General features: G+C 48.5%; 20 protein-coding genes, 1 other RNA gene and 1 pseudogene. 8 read left to right on the forward strand and 14 right to left on the reverse strand.

Going from position 1 to position 25216, the window contains the following annotated elements:
• Positions 1–140: 140 nt before the first annotated feature.
• The 4 genes from ACYVIC_RS18955 to ACYVIC_RS18970 all read right to left on the reverse strand — a co-directional run bounded on the left by ACYVIC_RS18955 (position 141) and on the right by ACYVIC_RS18970 (position 6928).
• Positions 141–1358, reverse strand: coding sequence for an aspartyl/asparaginyl beta-hydroxylase domain-containing protein (locus tag ACYVIC_RS18955; RefSeq protein WP_460862454.1), 1218 nt, complete (start codon positions 1356–1358; stop codon positions 141–143).
• 69 nt (positions 1359–1427) lie between these two features.
• Positions 1428–2195 carry an O-methyltransferase gene (locus ACYVIC_RS18960; RefSeq protein WP_460862455.1) on the reverse strand — a complete coding sequence of 256 codons (768 nt, stop codon included), beginning with the start codon at positions 2193–2195 and terminating at the stop codon, positions 1428–1430.
• 2 nt (positions 2196–2197) lie between these two features.
• Positions 2198–3997, reverse strand: coding sequence for a putative 2OG-Fe(II) oxygenase (locus ACYVIC_RS18965; protein ID WP_460862457.1), 1800 nt, complete (start codon positions 3995–3997; stop codon positions 2198–2200).
• 183 nt (positions 3998–4180) lie between these two features.
• Positions 4181–6928, reverse strand: coding sequence for a TonB-dependent receptor domain-containing protein (locus tag ACYVIC_RS18970; protein ID WP_460862458.1), 2748 nt, complete (start codon positions 6926–6928; stop codon positions 4181–4183).
• A gap of 234 nt (positions 6929–7162) precedes the next feature.
• On the opposite strand from ACYVIC_RS18970, the gene dinG reads away from it, so the two are divergent.
• The 4 genes from dinG to ACYVIC_RS18990 are packed head-to-tail and all read left to right on the forward strand — an operon-like array spanning position 7163 to position 11480.
• Positions 7163–9199, forward strand: a complete 2037-nt coding sequence (gene dinG, locus ACYVIC_RS18975; protein ID WP_460862460.1) for an ATP-dependent DNA helicase DinG — start codon at positions 7163–7165, stop codon at positions 9197–9199.
• 15 nt (positions 9200–9214) lie between these two features.
• The gene (locus ACYVIC_RS18980; protein WP_460862461.1) at positions 9215–9997 is read left to right on the forward strand and encodes a sulfite exporter TauE/SafE family protein; all 783 of its coding nucleotides are present in this window, start codon (positions 9215–9217) and stop codon (positions 9995–9997) included.
• On the forward strand, positions 9998–10537 hold the full coding sequence (priC, locus tag ACYVIC_RS18985; RefSeq protein WP_460862462.1) for a primosomal replication protein PriC: 540 nt from the start codon (positions 9998–10000) through the stop codon (positions 10535–10537).
• A complete protein-coding gene (locus ACYVIC_RS18990) occupies positions 10530–11480 on the forward strand; it encodes a histone deacetylase family protein (RefSeq protein ID WP_460862463.1) in 951 nt (316 codons plus the stop codon). Before priC ends, ACYVIC_RS18990 begins: the two co-directional genes overlap by 8 nt.
• Here ACYVIC_RS18990 and ACYVIC_RS18995 read toward each other — a convergent pair.
• Positions 11451–12548 (reverse strand): tryptophan 2,3-dioxygenase family protein, encoded by a 1098-nt coding sequence (locus tag ACYVIC_RS18995; RefSeq protein ID WP_460862465.1) that lies wholly within the window; start codon positions 12546–12548, stop codon positions 11451–11453. The genes ACYVIC_RS18990 and ACYVIC_RS18995 overlap by 30 nt on opposite strands.
• Before the next feature lie 126 nt (positions 12549–12674).
• Here ACYVIC_RS18995 and ACYVIC_RS19000 point away from each other — a divergent pair, with 126 nt between their 5' ends.
• Together ACYVIC_RS19000 and ACYVIC_RS19005 are read left to right on the forward strand one after the other, a co-directional pair.
• Positions 12675–12935, forward strand: coding sequence for a late competence development ComFB family protein (locus ACYVIC_RS19000; protein WP_460862466.1), 261 nt, complete (start codon positions 12675–12677; stop codon positions 12933–12935).
• A pseudogene (locus ACYVIC_RS19005) lies at positions 12928–13068 on the forward strand (DUF2496 domain-containing protein); the annotation flags it as partial. The gene ACYVIC_RS19000 and the pseudogene ACYVIC_RS19005, both read left to right, overlap by 8 nt.
• Positions 13069–13097: 29 nt before the next feature.
• Here ACYVIC_RS19005 and ffs read toward each other — a convergent pair.
• Both ffs and ACYVIC_RS19015 read right to left on the reverse strand, forming a co-directional pair.
• Positions 13098–13194, reverse strand: an RNA gene (gene ffs / locus ACYVIC_RS19010) — signal recognition particle sRNA small type.
• 85 nt (positions 13195–13279) lie between these two features.
• Positions 13280–14134 carry a DUF3014 domain-containing protein gene (locus ACYVIC_RS19015; protein ID WP_460862468.1) on the reverse strand — a complete coding sequence of 285 codons (855 nt, stop codon included), beginning with the start codon at positions 14132–14134 and terminating at the stop codon, positions 13280–13282.
• A gap of 113 nt (positions 14135–14247) precedes the next feature.
• On the opposite strand from ACYVIC_RS19015, the gene ACYVIC_RS19020 reads away from it, so the two are divergent.
• A complete protein-coding gene (locus ACYVIC_RS19020; RefSeq protein ID WP_460862469.1) occupies positions 14248–15387 on the forward strand; it encodes a patatin-like phospholipase family protein in 1140 nt (379 codons plus the stop codon).
• Between the two features lie 127 nt (positions 15388–15514).
• On the forward strand, positions 15515–16414 hold the full coding sequence (locus ACYVIC_RS19025; RefSeq protein WP_460862470.1) for a GGDEF domain-containing protein: 900 nt from the start codon (positions 15515–15517) through the stop codon (positions 16412–16414).
• A 9-nt stretch (positions 16415–16423) separates the two neighbouring features.
• Here the strand turns inward: ACYVIC_RS19025 and tilS are convergent, their stop codons facing one another.
• From tilS to fabZ, 7 genes are all read right to left on the reverse strand, one after another.
• Complete coding sequence (gene tilS / locus ACYVIC_RS19030) at positions 16424–17719, reverse strand: tRNA lysidine(34) synthetase TilS (protein ID WP_460862472.1); 1296 nt, start codon at positions 17717–17719, stop codon at positions 16424–16426.
• Positions 17720–17808: 89 nt separating this feature from the next.
• On the reverse strand, positions 17809–18765 hold the full coding sequence (gene accA, locus ACYVIC_RS19035; protein ID WP_460862474.1) for an acetyl-CoA carboxylase carboxyl transferase subunit alpha: 957 nt from the start codon (positions 18763–18765) through the stop codon (positions 17809–17811).
• A gap of 17 nt (positions 18766–18782) precedes the next feature.
• Entirely contained in the window at positions 18783–22253 is a 3471-nt protein-coding gene (dnaE, locus tag ACYVIC_RS19040; protein WP_460862475.1) for a DNA polymerase III subunit alpha, read from the reverse strand.
• The gene (gene rnhB, locus ACYVIC_RS19045; RefSeq protein ID WP_460862476.1) at positions 22253–22849 is read right to left on the reverse strand and encodes a ribonuclease HII; all 597 of its coding nucleotides are present in this window, start codon (positions 22847–22849) and stop codon (positions 22253–22255) included. Before rnhB ends, dnaE begins: the two co-directional genes overlap by 1 nt.
• Positions 22827–23990 carry a lipid-A-disaccharide synthase gene (gene lpxB / locus ACYVIC_RS19050; RefSeq protein WP_460862478.1) on the reverse strand — a complete coding sequence of 388 codons (1164 nt, stop codon included), beginning with the start codon at positions 23988–23990 and terminating at the stop codon, positions 22827–22829. Before lpxB ends, rnhB begins: the two co-directional genes overlap by 23 nt.
• The gene (gene lpxA, locus ACYVIC_RS19055; RefSeq protein WP_460862480.1) at positions 23990–24781 is read right to left on the reverse strand and encodes an acyl-ACP--UDP-N-acetylglucosamine O-acyltransferase; all 792 of its coding nucleotides are present in this window, start codon (positions 24779–24781) and stop codon (positions 23990–23992) included. Before lpxA ends, lpxB begins: the two co-directional genes overlap by 1 nt.
• The gene (fabZ, locus tag ACYVIC_RS19060) at positions 24762–25214 is read right to left on the reverse strand and encodes a 3-hydroxyacyl-ACP dehydratase FabZ (RefSeq protein WP_460862482.1); all 453 of its coding nucleotides are present in this window, start codon (positions 25212–25214) and stop codon (positions 24762–24764) included. The genes lpxA and fabZ overlap by 20 nt, the downstream gene beginning before the upstream one ends.
• Between the last annotated feature and the right edge of the window lie 2 nt (positions 25215–25216).

The raw sequence follows: 25216 nt of genomic DNA on the forward strand, positions 1-25216 counted from the left end.
CCGTTAACTATATGCATAACGGAGCTGCCTGATAATAAACGTAAGTTTTGAACGGGGTCAACATATTTTCGGGAATCTGCAAATGAACAGTTGCTTAACAGTATGCTATCAATGCATCTCACGTATACAATTGCTTACAACTAGCCATCCAATAACGTAACCCCCGCAGTAAACTTATTAGCAACACCAATATTTTCAATAAGTTGAGTTATTGCAACGTGTTCTTCTATTTCAAGGTACGGATTCCAAATATCTGCCAGTAATACCACCCGCTGGTGCTGGCTGCGGTTCCAGGCTTCGTGCTTATAGGTATCGTCAAAAGCAAATATTTTACCTTCCTGCCATTTAAGCTCAACAATATCACAAATGTTAAGGCGGCATTGTTCAGGTACCTGCAAGGCCAGGTGTAACACTGCCCGGCTGTTCGTCACGCCCCGGTGGGGTAAAATATGTGCTCCTGGCGTCATGAGCGAAAAGCAAACCTCTGGCGCATGAGCATCGATATGTACTAGCGGTAAGCTGGCAAGTGCAGCGGACGCTTCTGGACATTGCTGATGGTGCAGTTGATAAGTTTTGCCATGACGATAAAAGAAATAAGCATCCCAGTCGCCGCCTGCAGTCAAGGAGTCACCATGCTGTTCCTGCTGAAACGGACTGAACTTGTCTTTACTACCCAGTACCGCCAGCATTTCTGCCTTTATGTCGCTATAGGCCGCTTCATATTGTTCCGCGAAAGGCAGCAGGTGGCGGTCAAATACCGGCGCAATCGGTAAATCCGGAATATATAAAAATGTTGGAGCCTGCCGGCTGTCTGCAATTTGCAGCGGTAGCTCACCGCTATACATTAACATCGCTTTGCGTACCCGCCGCATGGCCTGCTCACCAAACTGTTGCTGCAAGGGTTCCAACCATTGCCTCACTTGCTGCTGACGCTGCTGTTCAGTAAAGCCGGTAGCATGCGCAACAAAAGGTCTGGCCCAGGGCGCAGTTGATAACTGATTTAACCAAAAGCCACGTAAGTTGGCGGTTTTAATTGCAATAAGATAGTGTTTAAAAGCCTGTTCGGTATCTTTTTCCAGCTCTAAGTACCGCGCCAGCATTAAACGACTGCTATACGCATAAGGGTATTTCTCTACCAGCGCTTGTAGCTCAACACGCGCAGTATCGCGCTTGGACAACAGCGGAAAGGCATCCCCCAATAATTGGTGTAAACCAACATCTGCAGGAGTAATATTTAATATTTGCTCAGTCAGTGCTACTACATTAAGACTATTCTTTTGTGCGACCGACTGCTGCAATTGTTGATGTAATTGTTGCAATCTAACTTCTTTGGGTAGCAGCAGCCCCTGATCTGTCATTGCTTAATACTCCCGCTTTTTAGCGCTGATGATATTGCTACTCCTGCCACGAGTGGATAAACAGGCATGCTAACGCTTGGCATAAGGCCTGTCCCAATCTGCTGAATGTATCAGTTTAGCGCCCATGCCATAGTGCGGTTGTCGCCCTGCGCTGGCGCTAAAATTGAACTCTCGGTGAAAAAACAGCGATGTGGTAGAAGTATGACACTCACCCGGTTTAAAACCTGTCATATCGACCTGTAATAAGCCCTGCTGACGCAATAAAGCGGCTGTATTCGGATGCCAGTCGGCGTTATCGAGAATAATTAAACCACCAGGATTCAACTTATTGATTGCGACCGAGGCACAGTCATAACGATAGCCAGCGCTGTCAATAACTATAATGTCAAAGCCTGATGCTTGTTGTTCAATAAACCAGGGAAATTGATTGCCTTCGGCCAAATGCAGCTTTACGTTAGTAGCTAACTGCGGCTTAAGGTGGTTATACCAACCAGGATTGTTTTCCACACTCACAACAGCCTTGGCGCGTTGCTGCCAAAACAGTGTCGAGCCACCAGCGCCATATTCAAAAATATGTTTGTCGCGTAGGTCAAATTGCTGCAGATACTCTATCGCCGGATAGGTAAACAACGGTAACGGCTTACCCGCAGCATCGGTGGCATAACCCTTTTCCACCGCTGTCGTAAAACCATAAACATTGCGCAAAATATTGCTGCAGGAAGCCAGGAACATTTCTGCGCGTGACATCTCAATGGCTTCAGGATGCCGGCGCAACTTATCATCAGAAGCTTGAGAGTTGCTAAAGCTACCCCAAAAGTGGGTTTTATTCTCATTCATAATTAGTCCTCGTGCGATTGTGGCACTATGTCAAAAGCCACGGTAACACGGTATTGCTCATCGTTAAACGGCTCAGTGCCATGCCACATCATTGACGGAAATAGCACCAACAGGCCAGCTTCAGGTTTAATTAAATAATCAGGCTGGGTAATAAGGTGACGCCCCAATTCCGGCTGACCAAACTTAATCCAGCCGCTGCCTGCCTTGTTCACTGCAGCTGGAATACTGACGTAATAACAACCACTTATCCAGCCATCGCCATGATAATGGTTTCGATGAAACCCCTGCTGTCTTAACCTGACCGACCAAGCCCCACTATAACGAAAATCTGCTGTCTTGCGACGTAAAAATGGGTGAGCGCTGTCGTCAGGTAATGCCGTAATATACTGTGTAACAACCGCTGTAATTTGCTGTTGCAGTTGCTGCAGCAAAGGGTCCTGCCGATAGAATAAATGGTCTTCAGTTTGGGTACCCTGGCGAAGTGATTGTTGCAGAGGATGTTGACTACTAGTATGCAGGCTATGCAGCTTAGTTAGCAATTGCTGATTAAAATCAGCAACATTAGTAAATCCCTGTGGCGCTTCAAGCGTGAATGCACGGATAAAATGCTCAAAGTCATAGAGCTGCCGGTATCGATCACTATCCTGGCATTGCTTATAACAAGCGGCAAGTAGCGCCCAGCGTGCCTGATCTAAAGGCTTGGCGTGACACAGGCTTTGGGCCAGCTCAATTGCAGATCCAATATGCTGTAATGCCAACAAGCTCACCACTTGTTCGCTCAATGCTTCAGAGGGATCGGCTTCAAAATCCGCAGTCTTAGTCAACCAGACTAACGACTCAGCAAAGTCACCAGCTTCTCGGCGTAAATAGCCCTTTAGCAATAATAAACCGCCATTATCAGCAGCGTTCCTTAGTCCGGCATCAACAATTTGCTCAGCGCCGCTGAAATCAGCTGTTTTTTGTAACTTGTTGGCATATTCCAGATAAACCAAAGGCAATACTGTCTGTTGCTTTAGCGCCCTTTGGTAGCCGGCAAGCCAGTCCGGATCAGCATTTTGCCAACCTAACTCAGCACTTAAATGCAATAGCGACGGATCGGTTGGAGCTAATTCCAGCTGGTTGCTAATCAGCTGTTTAGCCTTCTCAGCATTCCCAGTTGCACAATAGCACAATGCAAGTTCCTTAACTGCCGCCAGCTGCTGCTGCCAGGGCAACGCCAGCTCAATTGCCTTGGTAAAAAAACCTTGCTTACGTAATAGCTGTGCATATAACAGGCTAACATCACAGTCATTCTGATATTGGCCAACCGCATACTCCAGCAATTTGCCCGCCTCTTCCAGCTGCCCGATGTGCATGTATTCCACGGCCAATGCCAGTAAAGCAGATTTATGTGTTGGCTGCAGCTGCAGCGCCTGCTGCAGACATTCAATCGATTCGTTATGACACTTTATCGCACTTAACAACAAACCAAGGTTATACCACGCGTCGACAAAATCAGGTTTTAGTTTTATGGCACGACGGAATAGCTGCTCAGCCTCAACAGTCTTTTTCTGCTGCCGTTTCAGGTTAGCGAAATTATTAAGCACATCAGCATCATGCGGGTTAAGCTGCAGACAAAAATTAAAGCATTGCTCACTCTCTTCAAGTTTGCCTTGCTTGCGCAGCGTCAGTGCTAATAAGTGCCAGCCAGCAGGATGTCGTGGCGCCGCTTTGGTAATTTGCTGAAGTAACTCTGCCGCATTAACATAGCTGTTTTGTTGGTAGCTCGTTAGCGCCTGTTGAAATAATTGCTGTAGTGTCATTTACCTATCTTCACTGGGCCAGATTGCTAGAGACTATTAGTAATGCAGGTATTGTGTGAGGTGTTTACACCAGTGCGCTTTGTCATGTATCAATAAAACGCAAAAATTCTGCTCGTGACAGATGGTAAAAAGGAGCCTTACGGCTCCTTTTTTATAAGGCAATTATCTTGCCTTCAATCAAGATTAGAACTTAACCACCATACGGGCATACAGGTAAGTACCTGCCAGATCGTAAGACGGGCTTATTGTGTTCATATCATTATTGTTGGTTGTATAAGGTGGCTGCTTGTCAAACAGGTTGCGCACACCAAAGGTGTAGGTGTAATTGTCAACAAAGTAGCTACCCTGTATATCATGATAGATAACTGAGTTAGCATAGTCACTGGTGTTAGTGCTAGTTGCCAGATCAACATCTACGTCATAAGTACCAGACATATAACGCGCAGTCCAGTTCAGGCTCCAGTTATCTGCGGTGTAACCAGCCGTAAAGTTGGCACGCCAATCAGCAAACGCTGCAACGGTGTTTTCCCAGTTATCTTCACCGTAGAAGCCTGCTAGCTCAACTGCATCTGCACCGGCAAATGGCACATAGTTGTACTCTCTTACATAAGTACCGTCTAAGCGCAATTTAACACGGCCACCTGCGGCATCAAACGCGTAGTTAACGTCGAAGTCAACACCAGAGGTATTAAAGGTAGAAAGGTTAGCGTTAGTTACCAGAATACCTGACATCGCACCTAATACATCACGACGTGGTGACGTTGGGTACGGTACACGGTCAACTGCTGCTGCACCAACTAACAGTGCACACAGTGGGCTGCTGAAATTAGCACTTTCATAACAGCCGTTGATGATGTTACTGGTACCGGCAGTACCGATACCACTAGTGATTTCGATATCGAAATAATCTAACGCGATGCTGAAGTTTTCAATGAAATCAGGCGTGTATACCACACCAAAAGTTAAACTCTCTGACTCTTCAGGTGTCAGGTTAGGGTTACCACCTGTCAGAGAAGAAGACTGGTTTGACGACAACGTAAAGTTAGCTGGCAAGCCATCTGCCGCACAGTTAGCTTTTACGTTAGCGCTTTGTGTTGCACCCGGTAAGCCATAGCCTGTACAAGGCTCATTGTATGACAGGTTAGATTCCTGCTGCGGTGCAAACAACTCAGTGATGCTTGGTGCACGGAAACCATCGGCGCGGGTAGCACGCACTAATAAACCTGCGAATGGCTTATATTCCAGACCAATCTTAGAGTTATAGGTTGAATCCAGGAAGTCGTAGTTAGAGCTACGCACTGCTGCTGATAAATTCAGCGACTCGACACCCGGCAAATCTGCTAGCAGAGGCACACTAACTTCAACGTAAGCTTCTTGTACATCGTAAGAACCTTCTGTTTTCTCGCCAGCTACAGAGAAAATCTCACCGATCAGTGCCGCACCATCCGGCTGGAACAAATACTCAGTCCAGCGTTTTTCAACACCGGCTGCCCAGGCAATTGGGCCTGCTGGTAATTCAAACGAACCTAAATCACCTGACAAATTCGCCTGCAACTGCTTAGTACCGCCACGCACAACCGGCGAGTTAGGCAGGAAAGCGTAGTCTATCATTGCCGATGTCAATGTACCCGGAGAAAACGGGTTCCACAAACCAGGACATGCCGCATCAGCAGCACATAATGCCGGGTTAGTCAGGTTACCAAATCGTTTCGGGTTAGCGCGGCCAAAATCAATGCGGGTATCAACGAAACGGGTATAGTTGTACGACGCATCCCATGACCAGCCATTATCTAAATAACCATCCAGGCCCAGTACCATACGGTAGTCAGAGAAATCCTGGGTAAACGCACGGCCACCGGTCTCTACCAAACGACGGTTAATTACCAGCTCTTCACCGATAGGGTTGTTTGGATGATCTGCACTTACACGCTGTCCCCAGAAAGTACCCTCTGCACCCATGCGCTGGTCTGACTGACGGTTAGTAAAACCACCTTCCATAAAGGCACGGGTATCATCGGTTAACTGGTAGCTGGCTGCCGCGTTAATAGAAAACACCTCTTGAGGTGTAACCATTTTACTGGCAGTTGCAAAGTTAAACGCATCAGTTGCGCCGTTAAATTTACGGATTTCACCAGTGACGGGATCAACAACCATGCTTGTGAAAGCCGAGCCAGGGGTCAGTGATGTCCAGGTACCCATAGCGCTAGTACCAGAACCGAAACACCGAACACCACCGTTACCATCATCGGCAAGCGGGCATGCAGAGAAATCACGGTCTTTCTGGCCGATTTCGTTACGGTTAGTGTACTCAAGCGACAGTACCACGTTGCCTTTTTCGCTTGAAGTACCAATAGTTGCCGCTAGCTTGGTGGTTTCACCGTCACCATGACCTGTCAGGTCATACTGGGCAACGAATTCAGCACCTTCGAAGTCAGTTTTAGTAATAAAGTTAACAACACCGGCAATCGCGTCTGAACCGTATACAGTTGACGCACCATCACGCAGCACTTCTACACGCTCAACGAAGGACATAGGAATAGCGTTAAGATCGCTAAATGCTGTACGACGACCATTTACTAATAACAAAGTACGGCCAGCGCCCAGACCGCGCAGTGATACTGTGGCACTACCGTTACTGCCGTTATTGATGTTTGAACCCTGAGCCGCGCCGTTTACTGCAGGTAAAGATTGCACGAACTTTTCTAACGTCGCAAAACCGGCAGTTTCCAGATCCTCAGCAGAGAATACTGAAATCGGGCTTGCAGTTTCCAGATCGGTACGTTTAATACGTGAACCGGTAACTTCGATACGTTCAACTTTTTCAGCGCCTTCTTCCTGCGCATTTACTGATGCGGTAAACGCAGTTGCAGAAGCAGCGCCAAATGCGATGGCCAACCGCACTGCTTTGCTTAATTTATTATTCGTATACATGTATTTCTCCCTGGATCACTCTTAGCTAGTGATTCTGTTTTTCTCAGTTACCAACCTTTAATAGCGTTTGGTACTCTGCTCGTCTCGGAAAACCTCCGATTTGTCGCTCTTCGATAATAAACGCAACTTTTCTGCAGGGTCAACTGCTTTACGGAACAATTTGCAATTAAAATTGTCGCTCAACATCTGAATAACATATACAATCAAACAACTGTATATAAATACATAAACGTTATGCTAACCGAGCCGATAAAAAATAAAATCCGCGCCATTCACAGCAATATTAAAACGGCGCTGCCAAATTATCAGCCCCGGGCCGGGCAAAACCAGCTGGTGGCGGAAATAAGTAAGATAATTGCCGGCAATTATCACAAACATGAACGTATCGGTTTAATTGAAGCCGGCACCGGCACTGGTAAATCGCTGGCTTATATGTTGGCGGTTATCCCCTTCGCGCTGGCGCAGAAAAAAAAGGTGGTTATTGCCACCGCAACAGTGGCATTGCAAGAGCAATTGGTACACAAAGATCTGCCGTTTTTTCAACAACACAGTGAATTATTGTTTGAATTTAGCCTGGTAAAGGGCCGTCATCGCTATGCTTGCGTAGAGCGTCTGCGCCAGCAACAAAAACATCCTGAGCTGTTTGCCACTGCATCTACAGCCGAGTTTGACTGGCAAACACTGTTAGACAAATGGCAACAACGCCAGTGGTTAGGCGACAGAGATACGCTGTCAGGTCCGTTAGCAGAGCCACTCTGGCAACGCATAGTTGCCGACCCGCTACACTGTAGCAAAGCCGACCGCCGCCATGCTAATTGCCCGTTTCATCTGGCTCGTGCCGAGCTTGAGTCTGCTGATGTGCTGGTAGTTAACCATGCATTGCTGCTGGCAGACTTAGCCCGTGGCAACAGCATTCTTCCAGCACCGGCAGATACAATATATGTCATTGACGAAGCGCATCATTTACCGCAAAGCGCCCGTGAATTTTTTGCAGCTCAAGCTCAACTTAGCCACAACAGTAACTGGCTTGATAAAGCCAACATTATGCAGCAACAACTTATCGCCGTGCTTAGCGCCAGTGCAATGAAAGACATTCTGCGTTTTGCTGACGGTTGTAATGAATTAGCAGCATTGCTAAAGCCAATAGAACGCTGCGTTAGTGAATTTAAACCGCGCTGGTTTAACGAGAATAGTAGTTTTCGTTTTGTTGACGCGGCTTTGCCCAAGTTAGTGCAGCAACAAGCTGAACCACTGGCGCAGATAAGCCAGAAAGCATTAAGCCAGCTGGAAAAAGTACAACAGCATTTACAAGAGCATATCACAGAGCAAAAACTGCCTTTAAAACAGAGCCTTAATCTATTGCAGGAATTGGGATATCTGCAACAAAAACTGGAGCAGCAACAGGCTCTGTGGCAGCTATATGCCATACCACAGGACAAGAATGTACAACAGGCACGCTGGGTGGAACTGCATAACGAGCAGCAACTTGTCGGTCATGCCAGCCCATTAGGGGTGGGCGCTAAGCTGGAGCAATTATTGTTCAATGATGCGTTTGCTGTGGTGTTGTGTTCAGCAACATTAACCGCACTGAACTCATTTCAGTACATTAAATATGATTTGGGGTTAGCCAATTTTGAAGGCGTAACAACGTTACAGGTTGCCTCACCGTTTGCGTATGCTGAAAAAGGCCAGATTGTTATTCCAAAGATGAAAACAGAACCTACTGAGCACGCTTATACCGAAGAACTCGCCAGTTTATTGCCTGGCTTTTTGCCAGACAATCAAGCCAGCCTGGTGTTGTTTGCCTCCTACTGGCAAATGCAACAGGTAGCAGAAATACTGCGTAAAACAGGACTGTCATTATTGGTACAGGGTGAAGCATCTCGACAAGCTTTATTACAGTTGCATGGCGAAAACTGTAAACATAACAGGACAAGTATATTATTTGGTACGCAAAGTTTTTCTGAAGGTTTAGATTTACCCGGTAACTTATTGACGAACTTGGTTATCACTAAGTTGCCATTTGCTGTACCTACTTCACCATTGGAAGAAGCCCTTGCTGAGGCTGTTGCAAAAAAAGGCGGTAATGCGTTTTTGCAACTGACAATACCGGCAACGTCGCGAAAATTAGTGCAAGCCTGTGGTAGACTGCTGCGACAAGAGCAGGATCAGGGCCGTATCGTTATTCTTGACCGACGCCTGGTTAGCAAGTCATATGGCAGCGCGATGTTAAATGCTCTGCCGCCTTTTTCACGCCATATTGAATATTAATAACAGGATTTTGCCGTGTTTGACGTTTTTACCGCTGATCCCAGCTTGTTAGCTATTTTGTGTGTGGTGGCTTTTACCGCTGGCTTTATAGATGCAATAGCCGGTGGTGGCGGTTTGCTTACAGTGCCGGCGTTACTAACTGCGGGGTTACCACCCCATGTTGTACTTGGCACAAACAAACTGGCTGCAACATTTGGCTCTCTTACCGCATCACTGGCTTACTACCGTAAGAAACTGTTTAACCCTTGGTATTGGCGTCGCAGCTTGTTGTTCACTGCCATCGGTGCTGTGCTCGGCACAGTAGTGGTGGACATGTTAAGTACAGAAGCGTTGGAAAAAATACTGCCGATACTTATCTTATTAGCTGCGCTGTATAGCTTGTTTAGCCGGATGCAACCGGATGACAAGCTAGACCTACCCATCCAGGACAAAAAACTGTTCTGGCAACAACGCGCGCAAGGATTCACCCTGGGGTTTTACGATGGCATAGCAGGCCCTGGCGCCGGAGCTTTCTGGATGGTGTCTACCATGGCGCTGTACCGCATCAACCTGCTGCTTACCTGCGGAGTGGCACGCAGCATGAATTTTGTTAGCAACGGCTTTTCATTGGTGGCCTTTATAGCGTTAGGCCATGTTAATTTTGCTTTGGGCATTGCCATGGGATTATGTCTGATGCTGGGCGCCTGGATTGGTGCACATTCGGCAATTAAATTTGGCGGCCGTTTTATCCGGCCAGTGTTTATCTGCGTGGTGATTGCCATTGCCGTGCGGTTAGCCTGGCAAGCCTGGAGCAGCTAAATGGATTTGCTGGCCACGCTTAAACACCAGTTACAACAGCTAAGACAGCAGGCCGAGCAGCTGGATGCTAAGCCCCCTGCCGGTAAACCACAAAACTGGTTTGATAGCGGCTTGTTTAGCTGCCGCTCGCCACATCTGGCAGATTATGTCGCCGATGCGCAGCGTAATCTGCGTCATCTGAGCGATACCAAACTGACCGGTGAAACCCGGCAACGGTTAGTGCAACGTCTTAGCGATCAAACCAGCGCTTTAACACAAGCGTTTCGCAATGTAGAAACACGTCGCACGCCTGGCGCTAAAGTGGCCAAAGCCAAAGCTGTCTTACAGCAAGTAAATACCAGTAGCCAGCAGTTGTATCAACAGTTAAGCGAAATTCAACAGTTTGAACGACGTTTGCTGGATATGATAGCACTGGCTAACCGTGATAACGCAGCTGATGCTGTGCCTCGTACGTTGGCCTTGCACGCCCGGCTGGGTAGATGCCGCAAAGCACTGTTTGACGTTGAGCAGCAAATACAGGATCTGGAGCGCCGTGGCTAAAGTGACATTACCCAACTTGCCTGCTATGGTTTACCACCCTTGCTATAGCGACCTGGCGCTGCCAGAGCGTCACCGCTACCCAATAGAAAAGTACCGCTACCTTTATCAGAAACTACTGCAACTGGGTGTCCCTGCCACGCGTTTTTTTAGCCCGACAGCAATAACCCCTGACACGCTGGCATTGGTGCATTGCCGGGCCTATATCCAAAGCTTGTCCGATGGCAGCATTGATAAAAAAGCGATGCGCCGCATAGGTTTTCCTTGGTCAGCACAGCTTTATCAACGTTCGTTATACTCAGTCGGCGGTACTACGCTAACGGCGAAATTGGCACTGCAGCATGGTGTCGCGCTGCATTTAAGTGGCGGTTATCATCATGCGTTTTATGCAGAGGGTTCAGGCTTTTGTCTGTTTAATGATTTAGTGGTAGCCGCAAAAACCCTGCTGGCACAAGGCCTGGATAAAATCCTGCTGTTTGATTTAGATGTGCATCAGGGCGATGGCTCTGCACTGTTGCTGGCTGACGAACCCCGTATTGTCAGTTGCTCGTTACACTGCGAGAAAAATTTCCCCTATCGCAAGCAAACCTCAGACTGGGATATTGGTTTAGCAAAAGACTGCAGCGACAGTGAGTATTTACAAGCGGTGGAACAGAGCCTGAGCAGCTTGCTGCAATGGCATCAGCCCGATCTGGTGTTGTTTGACGCCGGAGTCGATATTCACCGCGATGACGAACTAGGCCTGTTGAATATCTCTACCAACGCGCTGTATCAGCGCGATTTAATGGTGTTACAGCACTGCGCCGCACGCAACATCCCTGTTGCGGCTGTTATTGGCGGCGGCTACCAGCGCGACATCGCGGCGCTGGTGCAGTTACACCTGCAATTATTTAAGGCTGCTTTTACCCTTTGCGGTTCAGATTTCGCCGGCAAAATAGAAACCTAAACGGCGTTTTATCTGCGGTGGCAAAACCGGCAAGTCAGCTTTGGGTAATAAAAAAGTCGCCATATTAAACAAGTCAGTAAAAATGCGGTTTTTCTCAGTGGTGCGTTTTAAATAATCATGGCCGGATGAACCGCCAGTGCCAATCTTGGTTCCAAGCATCCGTTGTACCATCATGGCGTGTTTATAGCGCCAAATAGTGAATAGCTCATCAATTTCGGTTAAACACGTTAATAACTGAAACGGGAGGTTAAATACCGGCTCTTCCTGATACAGGCTGATAAATAGTGCGCTTAACATCGCGCGTTGACTTAAACGGAAAGTACCACTTTGCTGTAATTGCTGGTATTTGTCTTTATCCAGCAAGGCGGCAAACTTCTCGGCGGTGCGTTCAATCTCAGCCAGTTGCGCCTCGCGCTCGTGTTCGGCAATTTGTACAATGCTCTGCACAGTGCTTTTATCTTCGGCTAACATCGCTGCTGTTGCCTGCTGGTACATTTGCCAGAAACTAAAGCCGTCTAACTCGAGAAACGGCATGCGTTCAAGCCATTTTTCAATGCGCTCAAACAAACTGGGTTGATGCTCAAGCTGCTGCAGAAAATTGCGGTCCTTTTCGTTTAACCGGCTGTAAAACGAGTTTTTATCAAAATCGATGCGAAATTCACTTTTTAAACCCAGGCCAATTTCCAGCATTTTAAACTGAATACTCTGAAAACCTGACGCTGGTACTAAATAGTCACGGAACGACATAAAGTCTTGTGCTGTCATGGTTTCCATCACACCAATCTGCTGATTCAGCAATTGCTGGATAGTAATAACCCGCTTTAATTTATGCACTATGCCGGTAAGCTGCTCATCTTTTACCTCTTCGCCGGCAAAAACCTGTAATACCGCTTCCAGTTCATGCAGGATTTGCTTAAACCACAGCTCGTATACCTGATGCACAATAATAAACAGCGTTTCATCGTGGGCTTCATTGGCATATTTTGCGCTCTCTGGTGCTTGCGCCGTCAAAATCTTATCCAGTTGCAGGTAATCACCGTAATAACAGGGTGTAGTATTTTTTTGCATGCTAATTCTTCACTTTGGAGTTTTGCCCGCATTGTAACAGCCGTCGCAAGCAACTCAATCTTTCGGTGGAGTTTTACGCAAAAGCTGATTATGCTTGCCACAGCAACAGCCAACGCGGAGCAGAGCATGAAACTGGATGATGACATTCATAACTATTACGAAAAACTGACGCTGGATCATATTGTTGAACTGGGACTGGATACTGAAAAAGATGAGGAGTATCTGGCAGACTTATGCTGTATCTCGCTGAATTTACTGCCACCACGCTATATTCGTTATGAAGTAGATATGGCATTTTACCTGCCGCAAAGCGAACGTTTTGAGATGCAGATGAAAGTAAAAGAGGCAGTAACCCGGGCCAGGCAATTTCTTGACAGCAATGAGTAAACAGGAAATTAAGCCACAACTATCGCAGGCACCGCCATCTATGCAACTGGCGGTTGACCTGATTTTGCTACTGGAACAACATCAGTTAGACACTACGTTGGTATTGGACGCACTGGAGATTGTAAAACAGGACTATTTACGAAAACGGGACTTGGGTGGCAACCCCACCAGCCACATCCCGGCACATACGTCATAAACTGTGGCTGCTTCCTTCCGGACCTGACCAGGTTCGCCTACTAGTATTGCGAGAGGACCAATGGGGTTACCATTGTACTGCTAAAACCTCAGCAGGCGCGCATTATGCTAAAAAGCAGGTGCTGTTGCAAGAGCACGCCAGCTGCAATTTAACCTTGCAAAGCCTTTTTATAGTCTTTAAGTAGCGCTTTAATCCGTTTTTGGTTATCAGGGCCCAAGCGCAACATTAGTTTTTGCGCTGCAGGCAGTTGCTCTAGCTGTGGATCGGCAAATTGATACATTACCGACGGCCGCTCAAGTTGCAAAGGATACTGTAGCTCAGGTGTGGCTAACAGCACATCTATGGCTTGCAACAGGCGGTTTTTAAATAAGTCATCAGGATACCCCAGCTCAGAGAACGCTTGTTGCATTAAAGGCTCGTAACGGTTGAACAAGGCAATCATTTGCTGCGGTGGCACACTTTCCAGCAATTGTACGTATGGCTGATAACGCGCAAAGCTCTCTTCAGCCAGCAATAGTGGCTGCCCGGCAGGCACACTGAAGCGTTGTTGCAGCGGCTGCAGTAACGGGTGTCCGCTCGCGAGTTGGCCCTGTGCAATATTATCAGCTTGCACCACCAGATTGCGTAACATGTCTTCAGAGACAAACAAATTAGCCAGCCCGGGCCGCCAGTTCAGCGCCAACAAGCGCTGTGTTACTTCCGTATCTGAATCGTCCAGTGCCGGCAAAGGGGGTTCAGGTACAGTTACTGGCTCCGTTTCAGCTGCAGGCTTAACTAACGGTTCCGCATTTGGCTGCGGCGCAGCGACAGGCTCGGGCTCAATAACGGCTTCTGGCTCTGGCTGTGCTACCGGCATTGTTGCCGGCGGTATAGCAACGGGCACTGTCAACGGGCTTTGTTCTTTTGTCAGCAACAACCATAGCGCGGCCAGAATAGCGACAATTACCGCGAAAATACCCAGGTAGAAAAAAGTCTGGCTGTCGCCTGTTTTTTGCTCTGTCATAACAACCTCTGTGTCGGGCGCCAGCAATATGGCGAGAAAGCATTGCATTCTTTAGTAAATCCAGCAATATACATAGCAGTGAGCCTGTAAAAGGAAAAAAGTTCAACCTTATCATGTCAGACCAAGACCTAAATAAAACCCGAAAAACGGCACTAATGCTTACCGGTGGCGGTGCCAGAGCCGCCTATCAGGTGGGAGTGCTCAAAGCCATAGCGCAGCAGTATCCGCGCAGCAGCAAACTGCCGTTTCAGATCATTTGTGGCACTTCTGCAGGAGCTATTAACGGCACAGCCCTGGCCTGCTATGCCTCGTGTTTTCATCTGGGTGTAAAAAAGGTGGAGTGGATCTGGCGTAATTTTCATACTGATCAGGTGTACTATTCGGATTATCTGCGGGTGTTCCGGCAGATCATGCGCGGCATATTCAGCGCTTTTCAGGCAGATTACGCTAACAAAACCGCAGTAAGTTTGTTCGATAATAAACCACTGCGCCAGCTATTAACCAAGGTACTGGATTTGAAACGCATCGACCGAAATATCGTTGGTGGCTACTTATCCAGTGTATCAGTCACGGCATCGTGCTACAGCAATGGTGACTCTATTACGTTTTTCCAATCAGACAATGCAGCTGAATGGCGCCGTGCTAAACGCTGCGGCCAGCGAACGCTGCTTGGTGTGCATCACTTGATGGCGTCTGCAGCTATTCCGCTAGTTTTTCCGTCTGTACGTATTCATCAGCAATATTTTGGCGATGGTTCGCTTAATCAGTTGGCTCCGCTAAGCGCCCCCATTCATTTGGGTGCCGACAAAATTTTGATCATCGGCCTGGCTGACCCGCGTAAAAATGAGCTTAGCCAGCGCATGCTGCACCATCCAGACCTGGCAACTATTGCCGGTCATTTACTCGATACCGTGTTTGCTGATACGTTAAATTCTGATTTAGAACGGATGCAGCGCGTCAACAGCACCATAGCTTTGATGCAAAAACATAATGTGCCATCCGATCTAAAACAGGTGCAAAGCTTACTCATTAATCCCAGCCAAAATTTGGGACAGCTTGCCAGTGAGCACTTTTTACAATTACCTATGCCAGTGCGCACCCTGCTGCGTTTGACCGGTATTCGCCAACATTCCGATTCCAGCCTGGCCAGTTATTTGTTGTTTGAGCAACAATATACTCGCCGACTGCTCCAACTGGGCTTTGAGGATGCCAACAACCAGATGGATACTATTCTGCAATTTCTTGCCGAATAATCCGCCAATAGCTTGACGCCGTCAGTAAAACACCATTCGATCCAGCTTAAGTTATTGTATTTGTTTAGTTATAATTTATGGCCCGCTATTTGCTATATCCAAATAAAGCAAATAGCGGATTGTCACTATGGAATACCTGTTAGTTCAAGACGTCGCGTTAAACACCGCGCCAAGCTACGCTGCTCTAACCAAGCTGCAACACTGGCAAGACTTGCCGCAGTGTCAGGAGCAAAGCCTGGTAAGCCAGCTGCAAACTACATTAGACCTGCAGCAACAGTTAAATATTGTGTCCATGGCAGCAGGCAAGATTTTGCCGTTATCATCAATGCAATTGAAAACCTCTGTCGGCACTTTTTCAGCCAGCGGTTCCCAGAATGCAGAGTTTGAATACCGTTCAGTGCTGGTGTTAAACCAACAATGCCTGGCAGAGCTGACCTATCACAGCGAGTACGCTTTTACTCCGCTTATCCAGCGTGAACTGCTGTTACTGGAAAGTGAGTGGTTATTTGCGCTACGCAACGCCCTGGTGGTGGTGCGGCTGCAACAGTTGGCAATGCGTGACACCCTGACTGGCCTGGGCAACCGGCGTTATTTTGACGATGCTATTAACAGCGCCATTCAACTGGCCAAACGTAACAATAGCAACTTAGCACTGCTACTGTTGGATCTGGACAATTTTAAGCAAGTGAATGATAACGCCGGCCATGCGGCAGGTGACGAGGTGTTACTGGCCGTGGCCAATAATATGCGTGATACCTTGCGGGCTTCTGATCAACTGTTCCGCTTTGGCGGTGATGAATTTGCTGTGTTACTGGTAGGCCAGGAAGCCAATAGCGCTGAGCTGGTTGCCCGGCGGGTGGTTAAAGCCATAAACCAGCATCATATCTGCCAGGAATACCAGGTCAGTGCCAGCGCAGGTCTGGCAGTGTTAAGACCAGAGCAGGATACAATGCTATTGTTTAACGCAGCAGATTCAGCCTTGTATCAGGCTAAAAATGCCGGTAAAAGCACAGTGCGGGTGGCTTGAGGCGTTAAATCAGCTCTGCCAGCTAACCCAGTAGCTGGCATGGGCCGGGGCTACTGCAGAGCTATAGCCCGCAACCAACAGCAACTGCCCGTCTACCAGCAGCAGCGGTATACGCAAACGCTGCCACGGCGGCACCCGCCACAGTTTAAACCACTGCTTTAAAGGTTTGCTGTGTGCTGAATTATAAGGTTTAAAGCGTAAACTGAGCTGGCCAAACACCACTTCTACCTTACCATCGCTTAGCGGCAAGGCTTGTGCTGTTGCTTCAGTAGCAAAATGTAAGACCCCCCCCTGCTGCGCCAAAATAACTTCTGCTTCTTTATGCCAGACTAAATGTTGCTTAACCGGCTGACACTGTTGTGTTGTTAGCACATACAGAGCGTCAGCAAAACGACGCAGCTGATAGTGCTCCAGCTGTAACGCCGGACTGGCGTCTTCGCGCGCTGCTATAACCTCGCGTTGCAATACTTGCAGCCACTGTAAAGACGGGTTGAGTTGCCAATGTTTTAGCCAACGGCGGACAATGTAGTTTTGCTGCGCCTGGGTTAATTTGAGCAGCTCAGGCAGCAGCAAAGTGTCACCGGCAATGCAGCGCTGGAAATCTGTTGTGCTGTAATCATCCAGCAGTTGCTGCAACTGTTGGATATTTTCCAGGCTACGACCAACACTGCTGATAAAGTGCGGCCAGCGTTGACTTAACAGTGGCGTTACCTGGCTGCGGATAAAGTTGCGTTCAAAACGCATATCGGCGTTGCTGTCATCTTCTACCCAGCTAAGCTGATGCGTTGCAGCGTATTGCTGTAACTGTTGCCGGCTAACTCCAAGTAGTGGTCTTAACAGTTGGCCGGCAGCAAAGGACCGGGCGGGCTTCATCCCGCCCATGCCCGCTGCACCGGTACCGCGCTTTAACGCCAGCAGTAAACTTTCAAATTGATCATCGCCATGATGCGCCGTTAACAGCACATGCCGGGCAGAAACAATAAACTCGGCCAAGGCGCCATAACGTGCGTTACGGGCTTTAAATTCCAGATTATCTTTACCTTTCAAGCTTACATTGCGCTGCGAAAATGCCACCTGTCGTGCAGCACATTGCTGTGCGCAAAACTCGCCCCATGCCGACGCATGCTGGCTGATGCCATGATGAATATACACCGCTTGCAGTGCAAAGGGCTGCTCAGCACGTGCCAAAGCAAGCAAATGCAGCAACACCATTGAATCGAGGCCACCACTTAGGGCTAAAACCACTTGCTGGTCTGGCGTTAGTGCAAGCTGTTGCAACAACCAATGCGGATTGAGTTTGGACATAGTGTGTTCTGGCGTTAATTTACAGCAAACAGGCTAGCATAAAATAAAAAACCAGTGCAGTGGCACTGGTTTTTAGTTGCGACGAACGTCTAGCAATAGCCGTAAGACATTAAACGCTTATAGCGGCTGTCTAGCAATTCCTTGCAGCTAAGTTTTTGTAACTTTTGCAGATCCTTCAGCAGCGCCTGCTTTAATGTTTGCGCCATCTGCTCAGGCGACCGGTGCGCACCGCCCAGAGGCTCAGCAACCACTTCGTCAATCAGTTTAAGCTCTTTAATACGCTCAGCTGTAATGCCCATAGCTTCGGCTGCCAGAGGGGCCTTCTCGGCACTTTTCCATAAAATAGACGCACAGCCTTCTGGGGATATAACCGAATAGGTACTGTATTGCAGCATATTGACCTTGTCACCGACACCAATAGCCAGCGCCCCGCCCGAGCCACCTTCACCAATAACAGTGCAAATAATCGGCACTTTTAACCCCGCCATTACTTTTAAATTGCGGGCAATGGCTTCAGACTGGCCGCGCTCTTCAGCACCAATCCCCGGATAAGCACCAGGTGTGTCGATAAAGGTAACAATGGGTAAGTTGAAACGCTCTGCCATTTCCATCAATCGCAGTGCTTTGCGATAGCCTTCCGGGCGTGGCATGCCAAAATTGCGTTTTATTTTTTCACGGGTGTCACGGCCTTTCTGATGACCAATTACCATGACCGGCGTATCGCCCAGCCGGGCGGTACCACCAACAATTGCCTGATCATTGGCAAAAGTACGATCGCCACACAACTCATCAAAGTCAGTAAACATATACTGCAGATAATCCTGTGTGTAAGGCCGCAGCGGATGACGCGCCAACTGCGCCACTTGCCAGGCACCCAGCTCAGCAAAAATTTTCTTAGTTAAAACCTGGCTTTTTTCTTTTAGTTTGTTGATCTCTTCTTCCAGGCTCAGATCGTAGTCGCCATTACGGCTGACATTACGCAATTCGTCTATTTTTGCTTCAAGTTCAGCAATTGGTTGCTCAAACTCTAAATAATTCAGCATCATCGACTGTCACTACCTAATTAATTAAATTCCAGTTCTATTGTCGCCAGTTGCTTTAACTGATGCAACAGAGCATCGGCAGGCGTTACCCACCACTGCGTTCCAAATTGTAACGTGACTTCGCCTTCCTGGCGTTGATAGCGTAGTTTCACCGGCACAGTACCGGCGTTAAACTCGCTGAGCACCTGCTGTAATCTTTGCAGGTAATTGTGGTCTATTTGCAGCGATTGTACAGTGATATTCAGAGATCGCAGAGACTTTTCCCTTACTGCAGTGATCTCATTAACATCGCGGCCGGTCATTGTAAGGCCGCCATTAAAATCATCAAAGCTGACCTGTCCCGTTATCACCAAAATATGGTCTTTTTGTAACAGTTGCTCGAAGTTTTCCAGCATGTCGGGAAAAAACCGTACATCAAGCCGCGCTGATTTATCATCCAACGTGACAATAGCCCAGCGCCGGCCTTTTTTATTTATCATTACCCTTACCGATACTACTAAACCAGCGACGGTAACACTTTGATCTTTCCGGGTTGGCTGTAAATCGACCAGCCGGCAGTTAACATAACGCGGGATCTCAGCCAGATAGCGATTTATCGGGTGCCCGGTAAGGTATAAACCCAGCGTTTCACGTTCGCCGTCCAGCCACACTTCATCTGGCCAGGGCTCAACGTGTTTAAACGCAGTGTTTGCAGCATCTGGCTCGGGGCTTAGTAAGCCAAATAAATCGTCCTGCCCCACAGCCTGTGCTTTGGCATGTTGCTCGGCCGCTTTCATCGCCTCTCCTAAGCTGGCCATCAAGGCGGCACGATGTGGGCCTAAGCGGTCCATGGCTCCGGACAAAATCAGCTTTTCCATCACCCGCCGATTTAAGCGTTTTAAATCTACTTTGGCACAAAAATCAAAAAGATCATTAAACTGGCCATGCTGTTGGCGCGCTTCAATAATGGCTTCTATAGGGCTTTCACCCACACCTTTAATTGCGCCGATACCATAAACAATATGGCCCTGGCGATTCACGGTAAATTTGTACAACCCGGTATTAACATCCGGCGGTATCAACACCAGCTTCATGCGCTCGCACTCGTCAACCAGTGTCACTATTTTGTCGGTGTTGTCCATATCGGCCGACATTACCGCAGCCATAAACTCAGCCGGATAGTGCGCCTTCATCCACAGCGTTTGATACGACACCAGCGCGTAAGCTGCAGAGTGAGATTTGTTAAAACCGTAACCGGCAAATTTTTCTACCAGGTCAAAGATTTTAATTGCCAGATCAGGGTCGATACCGTTTTGCGCCGCACCTTCCTGAAAGGTATCACGTTGTTTGGCCATCTCTTCGGGCTTTTTCTTACCCATAGCACGGCGCAGTAAGTCAGCACCACCCAGTGAATAGCCCGATAGCACCTGAGCAATCTGCATTACCTGTTCCTGGTACAGGATAATGCCGTAGGTTGGTTCCAGGATCGGCTTTAATGATTCATGCTGCCAGGTTGCGTCAGGGTAAGATATGGCCTCACGGCCTCGTTTTCGGTCGATAAAGTTATCTACCATGCCCGATTGCAAGGGGCCTGGGCGAAACAAGGCCACAAGCGCAATCATATCTTCAAAACAGTCAGGTTGCAGGCGGCGGATCAGATCTTTCATGCCGCGAGATTCGAGCTGAAACACCGCAGTGGTATCAGCTTTCATCAGCACATCATAACTTTTGCGGTCGGTAAGCGGTATGTTGTTCACATCTACCAGCGGCTTGCCTTCGCGGCTTAGCCGCTCGTTAGCCATATTCACTGCCCACTGCAATATGGTCAATGTACGCAAACCAAGAAAGTCAAACTTTACCAAACCGGCGTATTCAACGTCGTTTTTATCAAACTGGGTAACCGGATTGTTGCCCTCATCATCGCAATACAACGGGGAGAAATCGGTAATTTTAGTTGGTGCTATCACCACACCACCAGCATGCTTGCCAGCGTTACGGGTTACGCCCTCTAACTGGCGCGCCATATCAATCAGATCTTTGACATCTTGATCTTGTTCATACAGTTCCGGTAAGCGTGGTTCTTCTTTAAACGCCTGTTCCAGTGTCATGCCCGGTGTTGGCGGCACCAGCTTTGATATCCGGTCGACAAAACCGTAGGGATGGCCCAGCACCCGCCCCACATCGCGGATAACGGCCTTGGCAGCCATGGTACCAAAAGTGATGATTTGCGATACCGCTTCGCGGCCATACATATCGGCTACGTGCTCGATAACCTCATCGCGCCGGTCCATACAGAAGTCGACGTCAAAATCTGGCATCGATACCCGCTCAGGGTTTAAGAAGCGCTCAAACAGCAGGTCAAATTCCAACGGGTCTAAATCGGTTATCTTCAGTGCATAAGCCACCAGTGAGCCCGCACCCGATCCGCGTCCTGGCCCCACCGGAATATCGTTGTCTTTGCTCCACTGAATAAATTCCATAACCACCAAAAAGTAGCCCGGAAACCCCATTTGGTTAATAACATCCAGCTCTATTTGCAACCGCTCGTCATAGGGCTGGCGTTTTACCTCACGCACACTCGCATCAGGAAACAGTTGCAGTAAACGATCTTCCAGGCCTTCGCGTGACTTCATTACCAGAAAATCAGCGTCAGTCATACCACCGGTAGGAAAAGCCGGCAAAAAGTATTCGCCGAGGCGAATGGTGACATTGCAGCGTTTGGCAATTTCTACCGAATTTTGTAGCGCTTCGGGCAAGTCGGCAAACACCTGTTGCATTTCTTCAGCTGATTTTAAGTACTGCTGCTCTGAGTAATTTTTTGGCCGGCGTTTGTCATCCAGAGTGTAACCGTCGTGAATGGCCACCCGAATTTCATGTGCAGCGAAATCGCCGGGTTTTAAAAATACGACTTCATTAGTCGCAACTACCGGCAGACCGTGTTGCTCGGCTAACATTACAGCATGCTGGATATACAATTCTTCGTCGGCACGGCCGGTACGTGTCAGTTCCAGATAAAAGCGCTGTGGAAAATGCTGCTGATAAAATTGCAGCAGTTGCACCACAGTTTGCTCATTTTGCTTGAGCAGCGCTTTACCCAGTAAGCCGTCTTTACCGGCTGACAGCACAATTACGCCGTCGGCAAACTCTGCCAGCCAGTCATGTTCAATTTGCGGTTTACCGTCGACATGGCCGCGTAAGTACGCCTTGGAAATAAGATTGCACAGGTTTTGGTAGCCAGTATTATTGGCAGCAAGTAGCAGAATACGGCCAGTTTCGTTGCCAAATAACGGGTGCAAGACATAGCAGTCGACGCCAATAATCGGCTTGATACCCGCATCATGCGCAGCGCTGTAAAACCGTACCAAGCCACAAAAGTTCATCTGATCAGTCAAGGCCAAAGCAGGCATATTTTGCTGTTGCGCCGCTTTTACAATCGGTTTTACCTTAGCAACGCCATCGACCATAGAGAAATCGCTGTGTACACGCAGATGAATAAAAGCCGGGCTACTCATTAAACTTGTTGCTCCAATACCAGCCGCACCGGTTTAAAGCTGCGTCTATGCTCTGGTAAAATGCCATGGCGCGCTATCGCTGCCATATGCGCTGCAGTTGGGTAGCCTTTATGGTCAGCAAAGCCATACTGCGGATGTGCCAGATGCAGAGCATGCATTTCGCTATCCCGCGCTACCTTGGCAATAATAGACGCGGCACTGATCTCCGGCACCAAGGCATCGCCTTTTACCACAGCGCTGGCTGGGATACCAAAGTCGGAGGTACGGTTGCCATCAACCAGCACCCATTCTGGCCGGATTGTCAGCGCAGCGACCGCACGGCGCATTGCCAGCATGGTGGCCTGCAAGATATTTAACTGGTCAATCTCGTGCGGCTCAGCACGGCCAAGCGCCCAACATAGCGCCTGCTGTTTGATTAGCTCTGAAAGCTCTGCACGGCGTTTTTCACTAAGTTTCTTTGAATCGGTCAGGCCGGAAATTGGCTTTGTCGGGTCGAGGATCACCGCTGCAGTAACCACAGCACCAATTAGCGGGCCTCGGCCTACCTCATCAACGCCACAAATAAGTTTTACATCAGGACGCGGATACAACATCATCTTTTACTACCTTTAATATAGCCTGGGCTGCCCTGGCGCTGGCGTCGCATTTAATGCTCTGGTGCAAGCTACGGTACTCAGCCAATAAGGTATCACGCGAGGCCGTTAATTGCGGCAGCATAGCGTTAACCAACGCCAGAGGCGTGACATCATGCTGCAATAATTCTGGCACCATGCCACGGCCGGCAAGTAAGTTTGGCAGGCTAAAATGTGCCAGTTTAACCAACCGCTTACCTATCTGATAGGTGAGCCAGTTCGCCCGGTAGGCCACCACCATTAAGCACTTAGCCAGCATGGCTTCTAATGTTGCGGTACCAGAAGTAATAAAGGTGGCGTCAGCGGCTAACAATACCTGCCGGGCCTGGCCGGTAAACTGCGTGATGTTAAGATCTGGCGCTATCTGTTGTTTAATGGCATTAAACTGTAAAGCTTTTTGCTCCGTAACCATATTGGTTACAAATTGCAGCTCGGGCAATTGTTGCTGCAGCAACAAAGCGGCCTGCAAAAAGTCACCAGCCAACAGTTTAATTTCGTTAGTGCGGCTGCCGGGCATCAGCGCCAGCACCGGTCTGGCAGAGTCTAGCCCCAACGCTGTTTTAGCTGTGGCTTTGTCGACATCCAGTGGCATAGTATCTGCCATGGTGTGGCCAACAAAGGTGCAGGGCACCTGATATTTATCATAAAAGGCTTTTTCAAACGGCAATAGCGACAGCACCATGTTAGTGGCTGCAGCGATTTTAAAGATGCGCTTATGGCGCCAGGCCCAAACTGACGGGCTAACGTAGTGTACTGTCTTAATGCCCGCCTGCTTTAACTTTAACTCTACCGGCAGGTTAAAATCCGGCGCATCTATACCAACAAATACATCAGGCTTATCGGCTAGCAAGGCAGCAAGTATCTGGCGTTTTACCTGAAGTAAGCGCGGCAAGCGGCCCAGTACCTCGACTATACCCATTACCGCCAGTTCTTCCATGTCAAACAAGGCGGTAAAACCCAGCGCCTGCATGCGCGGGCCGCCGATGCCATAAAATACAGCATCGGGATGTACTGCTTTAAGCGCGGTGATCAGGTCAGCACCTAAAATATCGCCGGAGTGTTCCCCGGCGATAATGGCAATTTTAAGCGGTTGCTTCACAGGCATCAGCGCACTATGCCTCTGCTGGCGTTGGCGATAAAGTCGGTAAACAGCTTAAGCTCGGGCACTTCTGCGGCTTTATCTGCCAGCGCAGCTAAGGCTTCAGCCACCGTCTGGCCTTTGCGGTATACTTCTTTATAAGCACGGCGGATTTCTAACAGCGCTTCACTGCTGTAACCTCGACGTTTTAAGCCTTCGGTGTTAATACCCGCTGGTATACAAGGCGCTCCGTGCACCATCAAATACGGCGGCACATCTTTTAAAACAATAGACCCACCACCGCAAAAGCTATGCGCGCCGATGTGCACAAATTGGTGCACGCCGGTCATACCACCTAAAATGGCCCAATCGCCAATATGCACATGCCCCGCGGCTTGAGCGCCACTGGCAAAAATGGTGTGGCTGCCAATGACGCAGTCATGCGCAACATGGGTGCTGTTCATAAACAGGTTGTGGCTGCCAATGATGGTTTTACCCTGATCTTGCACTGTTCCGCGATGCACTGAGCAACCTTCGCGAAACACGTTGTAATCACCGACGATTAACTCGGTTGCTTCGCCTTGATACTTCTTATCCTGGCAGGCTTCACCTATGCTGGCGAACTGGAAAAAATGATTGCCTTTACCAATAGTGCTGGGGCCTTTGATAGCAACATGCGACTCCAGTACACAGTCATCGCCCAACACCACATTGTGGCCGACATAACAGAACGGGCCTATTTTCACATTGTTACCAAGCTTGGCGCTTGCTTCAATTACTGCAGTAGCATGGATCACGTTATAGCTCTCTTCTGGCACACATCAGCTCCGCCGAGCAGACAATCTGGCCTTCAACTTTTGCTTCGCCGTAAAACTTCCACATGTTGCGGCGCTCTTTTAAAAACTTTACGTCTAATATCATGGTGTCGCCCGGTACCACGGGCTTTTTAAAGCGGGCGTCGTCGATAGCGGCAAATAAATACAACTCGTTTTCTGAGCGCTCTGCCACGGTTTTAAAACCCAGGATGCCAGTCGCCTGTGCTAAGGCCTCAAGGATCAAAACACCCGGAAAAATAGGCATGCCAGGAAAGTGGCCGGTAAAAATGGGCTCATTTATAGTCACGTTTTTTAGTGCTGTGAGGCTTTCACCCGGCGTAAAATCCAGTACTTTATCAATAAGAAGAAACGGGTAACGATGTGGCAATAACGCCATAATTTCCTGAATTTGCAGGCTGTTTAATTGATTAGCCAAAG

This window comes from Rheinheimera gaetbuli, assembly GCF_054781935.1.

Excerpts from the sequence above, each read along its gene's own strand:
- ACYVIC_RS19015 (WP_460862468.1), bottom strand. The coding sequence starts at position 14,134 with ATGACAGAGCAAAAAACAGGCGACAGCCAGACTTTTTTCTACCTGGGT.
- ACYVIC_RS19020 (WP_460862469.1), top strand. The coding sequence starts at position 14,248 with ATGTCAGACCAAGACCTAAATAAAACCCGAAAAACGGCACTAATGCTT.
- ACYVIC_RS18955 (WP_460862454.1), bottom strand. The coding sequence starts at position 1,358 with ATGACAGATCAGGGGCTGCTGCTACCCAAAGAAGTTAGATTGCAACAA.
- ACYVIC_RS18995 (WP_460862465.1), bottom strand. The coding sequence starts at position 12,548 with ATGCAAAAAAATACTACACCCTGTTATTACGGTGATTACCTGCAACTG.
- priC (WP_460862462.1), top strand. The coding sequence starts at position 9,998 with ATGGATTTGCTGGCCACGCTTAAACACCAGTTACAACAGCTAAGACAG.
- ACYVIC_RS18965 (WP_460862457.1), bottom strand. The coding sequence starts at position 3,997 with ATGACACTACAGCAATTATTTCAACAGGCGCTAACGAGCTACCAACAA.
- ACYVIC_RS18960 (WP_460862455.1), bottom strand. The coding sequence starts at position 2,195 with ATGAATGAGAATAAAACCCACTTTTGGGGTAGCTTTAGCAACTCTCAA.
- ACYVIC_RS19025 (WP_460862470.1), top strand. The coding sequence starts at position 15,515 with ATGGAATACCTGTTAGTTCAAGACGTCGCGTTAAACACCGCGCCAAGC.
- ACYVIC_RS19000 (WP_460862466.1), top strand. The coding sequence starts at position 12,675 with ATGAAACTGGATGATGACATTCATAACTATTACGAAAAACTGACGCTG.
- lpxB (WP_460862478.1), bottom strand. The coding sequence starts at position 23,990 with ATGCCTGTGAAGCAACCGCTTAAAATTGCCATTATCGCCGGGGAACAC.
- dinG (WP_460862460.1), top strand. The coding sequence starts at position 7,163 with ATGCTAACCGAGCCGATAAAAAATAAAATCCGCGCCATTCACAGCAAT.
- rnhB (WP_460862476.1), bottom strand. The coding sequence starts at position 22,849 with ATGATGTTGTATCCGCGTCCTGATGTAAAACTTATTTGTGGCGTTGAT.
- dnaE (WP_460862475.1), bottom strand. The coding sequence starts at position 22,253 with ATGAGTAGCCCGGCTTTTATTCATCTGCGTGTACACAGCGATTTCTCT.
- tilS (WP_460862472.1), bottom strand. The coding sequence starts at position 17,719 with ATGTCCAAACTCAATCCGCATTGGTTGTTGCAACAGCTTGCACTAACG.
- ACYVIC_RS18970 (WP_460862458.1), bottom strand. The coding sequence starts at position 6,928 with ATGTATACGAATAATAAATTAAGCAAAGCAGTGCGGTTGGCCATCGCA.
- accA (WP_460862474.1), bottom strand. The coding sequence starts at position 18,765 with ATGATGCTGAATTATTTAGAGTTTGAGCAACCAATTGCTGAACTTGAA.